The following is a 3,927-nucleotide window of genomic DNA, read 5'->3' as shown; positions in this document are numbered from 1 at the left end:
AGTTTGAGGGGGTATGTAAAGGATATAATCATTTGCCCGCTGGAATATCGAGCGCTTGACCTCAAGTCGCAATTTAACATCGGATAAGCTTGAAAAGAGTTTCAGGGTTTTCCTTGCCACAGCCGCATTTTCCGTTAATGTGTGAAGGGCAAAAGCGCCATTTTGGATATGAAGGGTCCCATCCATCCTCAAAATGGCTGAAAGCTCCGCCCTTTGACAGCACCCTTTATTCGGCTGTAGCCTGGCTAATTCGTTTTTAACCTGAGTTGAAAAAGACATCTTAGTTCACAATTCACGGTTCACAATAATTATATCGAGATTAAGCTAATATTTTTGTGTGACATAAATGTTACAGTGCGTGAATACTACATCTAAGGTTCAAAATCAATTATTTAGAGGGATTCGAAGTTCCTTCCGATATCCCTGTGTTTTACGATTATATTGTAGTCTTGTTCCCTTAGAAACTCTCCTATCTCGTCGGCAAGGGTGACCGACCTGTGGGTTCCTCCTGTACAACCGAGAGCTATGGTGAGATGAGTTTTCCCTTCGGTCACATAATGCGGAAGAAGGAAGGCTAAGAGACTCCGGAATTTCTTCAGGAAAGTTTGAGTTTCTGGGCGATTGAGGACAAACTCCCTTACCTTCTTATCCTCACCATTTCTGGAACGGAGTGATTGAATATAGTGCGGATTTGGCAAAAACCTCACATCCATGACCAAATCGGCGTCCAGTGGAACACCATATTTGTAACCGAAAGATATCACGGTAATGAGTATGCCCTTTCGCTTTTGCTCTCCCAAGAAAGAGGAGCGAATTTTATCCCTGAGCTCGTGAGTCTCCAAATTGGTAGTATCGATAATCATATCCGCAGTGCCTCGAAGCGTTTCCAAAAGATGGCGTTCTCGGTGTATCCCTTCTATTATCTGCCCCTCCCCAGCTAGGGGATGCCTGCGGCGGGTTTCCTTGAAACGCTTCACCAATTCCTCATCGGAAGCCTCAAGAAAGAGGATTTGATATTTGATGTTCCTCCCCTTTAGCTCCCTGAGCGCCTCGAAAAGGGCATCAAAAAATTCCCCACCTCTCACATCGCTCACTAGAGCCACTTTACGCACTTTGCTGCCGGGAAGAGAGCACAGTTCAGCTAGCTTGGGGATAAGGGTGGGAGGTAGATTATCGATGCAGAAGTAACCCATATCCTCGAAACATCTGATAGCTTCCGACTTTCCCGCTCCGGATAGACCCGTAATTAAGGTAAATTCTAAGTTCTGCATTTCCCGACCTCTAAATTAGTATTTTAGGCACCTACAAGTATTTGCAAAAACCACAATTTATTTCAATAAACTGCCTTTCTCTCCTGCTAAAAATGAATTTTAACCAGCCTTATCTCTCAGATATCCTTCGAGTTTTAAAAGCTCCTTCTTCCACCAAACTCCCGCGCTAAATCCACCCAATTCACCATCACTCTTCACCACCCTGTGGCAAGGTATGACTATGGGTACAGGATTCCTGCTTAAAGCTTTACCTATAGCCCTATAAGCTCTAGGTTTAGCAAGGACATCGGCTACCCATTTGTAAGTTCTGGTCTCCCCATAGGGGATTGTGCACACGATTTGAAAAACTTCCCTCTCAAAAGGAGGAAAATCCACCAAATCCAGGGCTTGGTTGAATTTTACCCTTTCTCCCCGAAAATAAGAAGAAAGGATTTTTGCCAAGGAAGTATTTTTATTATCGCAGGTAGCCGTGGGAAATCTTCTTAAAACCTCCCTTTGAATCTCCTCCTCACATTTGGTGGGAAGGATGAGACCCGCCAGACCAAAATCGCTGAAGATCAGCGCCCCAACACCATATTGAGTATTGTAGTAACAGGCGACTAAAGTGTCTCGTTTTTCCCGGCACGGTTTCAAATTAATCACCCTGGTGATGTAAAAACCGGTATATTGCATGAGCAACTTTGGAGGAAAGCTTGGGTACCGCTTTGAGTTCTTCAAGGCTGGCCTCATAGATAGCCTCCGGCGAGCCGAAGTATTCTAAAAGGAGCTTCTTCCGTTTCTCTCCAACCCCCGGAATCCGATCGAAGATCGATTTGACCATCGCCTTTCCCCTCAGACCTCGATGATAACTTAGGGCAAACCGATGAGCTTCGTCCCTGATTCTTTGAATGAGTCGGAGACCTGGGGAAAATGCCGGCAAGGAGATGGGTTCCGGTTGATTCGGAAGATAAATTTCCTCTTCCCTCTTTGCAAGGGCAATCACCGGGATATCCTCGATGCCCAGCTCGGTCAAGGACTTCAGAGCCGCCGAAAGTTGTGGCTTCCCACCATCGACGATGACCAGATCCGGTTTGACGCCAAATCTTCCTTCCTTCTCATCCAAATACCTTGTAAATCTACGCCTTATGACCTCTGCCATCATGGCGAAGTCATCTTGGCCAGTAACCCATTTTATCTTAAACTTTCTGTAATCCTTGTTCCTTGGCCTTCCATTTTCAAAGACCACCATCGATCCCACGGACTGGCGACCTCGCATGGTTGAAATGTCGAAGCACTCGATCCTGTAGGGAAACTCCGGTAGATCGAGTCGCTCTTTGAGCTCAGCAAGAGCCTTTAAGGCTCTCTCCTTCTCCAGTCTTCTTTTGACCTCGAGGAGCTCAAAGGCATGTCGAGCGTTGTCGATGGCCAGTGCCACCAGGCTCCTTTTCTCACCCCTCTGGGGAACCTTGATCTCCACCTTCTTGCCACGCTTCTTGGTGAGCCATTCCTCGATCAACTCCGCATCCTCTATTTCATCCTGCAATAGTATATATCGGGGCACAAAAGTAGTCGTGAGGTAAAATTGCTTGACAAACGAGGTCAAAAGCTCCTTTTCGCTCACGTGTTCATCCTTGTCCAAGATGAAACTCTCACTTCCAATGAGTTTGCCTCCCCTGATGAAAAAGACCTCAACACAGGCGGCATCCTCCCGTGCAAAGAGTGCGATGACATCCTTGTCCTCCTTAGTGGAGGAAATGATCCTTTGCCTCTCTAAAACGTGTTGAGCTGCTCGAATTCTATTTCTAAGCCTGGCTGCTTTCTCGAATTCAAGCTTTTCTGCAGCTTCCTTCATCTCCCTCTGGAGTTGCTCTATGACCTGTTCCTGCTTGCCCTCCAAAAACAGGCAAATTTGATCGATCATCCTTCGATACTCTTCTTTGCTCACCTTTCCAGTGCATGGACCAAGACATCTCTTAATATGATAGTTAAGGCAGGGCGAACCGCTCGACTTACCTGGTTCTTTCCCTCTACATACCCGAACCGGGAAAATGCGCCGTAATGTATCCAGCGTGTCCCTGATGGCATGGGCTTTCGTATAAGGACCGAAGTATCTCGCCCCCTCTAACCCCAATTTTCTGGTCACCATAACTCTGGGGAATGCATCATTTAGGGTGATTGCGAGGCATGGATAGCTCTTATCATCCCTGAGGTTTATGTTGAAGCTGGGTCGATACCTCTTTATTAAATTGCACTCGAGGATGAGGGCTTCGACCTCACTGTCGGTAACATAGATATCAAAATCGGCGATTTTATCCACCATCGCCTGGGTCTTTGGGGAATAGATGTGGATCTTCTGAAAATATGAACGCATTCTCTTACATAGGGAACGTCCTTTTCCGATGTACAAAACTTTCCCTTGGGCGTCCTTGAAAACGTAGACACCGGGTTTATCCGGCACCATTTTCAGTTGCTCTAAAAGAGCTTTTTGGGAGGTCATCCTGAAAAAATTATAGCACTGGTTTTTAAAATTCTCACCATCACATGAGAAAGGATAGCGTTCTAACAATTGGTGATTCGCCCTTCGGAACCCACCACCTTGGCAGACTGGATTATATTCTCTTCAGTTTAACATATGCCAAGTGAGCTTCTTTAGCCAATCCTCGCCGCTGTAGGTCGA

4 protein-coding genes are annotated in these 3,927 nt (G+C 46.2%); all 4 read right to left on the bottom strand.

The features are described 5' to 3' along the window. On the bottom strand, positions 1–279 hold a 279-nt coding region (gene whiA / locus AB1466_04530; GenBank protein ID MEW6189362.1), incomplete at its 3' end, for a DNA-binding protein WhiA. A 113-nt stretch (positions 280–392) separates the two neighbouring features. Then, on the bottom strand, positions 393–1,271 hold the full coding sequence (gene rapZ / locus AB1466_04525; protein MEW6189361.1) for an RNase adapter RapZ: 879 nt from the start codon (positions 1,269–1,271) through the stop codon (positions 393–395). Between the two features lie 99 nt (positions 1,272–1,370). Then, a complete protein-coding gene (locus AB1466_04520) occupies positions 1,371–1,904 on the bottom strand; it encodes a methylated-DNA--[protein]-cysteine S-methyltransferase (protein ID MEW6189360.1) in 534 nt (177 codons plus the stop codon). Between the two features lies 1 nt (position 1,905). Next, a complete protein-coding gene (uvrC, locus tag AB1466_04515) occupies positions 1,906–3,747 on the bottom strand; it encodes an excinuclease ABC subunit UvrC (GenBank protein ID MEW6189359.1) in 1,842 nt (613 codons plus the stop codon). Positions 3,748–3,927 lie beyond the last annotated feature (180 nt).

Source organism: Actinomycetota bacterium, from assembly GCA_040755895.1.
Taxonomy (GTDB): Bacteria; Actinomycetota; Aquicultoria; order Subteraquimicrobiales; family Subteraquimicrobiaceae; genus Subteraquimicrobium.
This window is presented reverse-complemented; position numbering and strand designations above follow the sequence as displayed.

Coding starts and splice junctions, on each gene's coding strand:
- uvrC (MEW6189359.1), bottom strand. CDS start 3,747: ATGACCTCCCAAAAAGCTCTTTTAGAGCAACTGAAAATGGTGCCGGAT.
- rapZ (MEW6189361.1), bottom strand. CDS start 1,271: ATGCAGAACTTAGAATTTACCTTAATTACGGGTCTATCCGGAGCGGGA.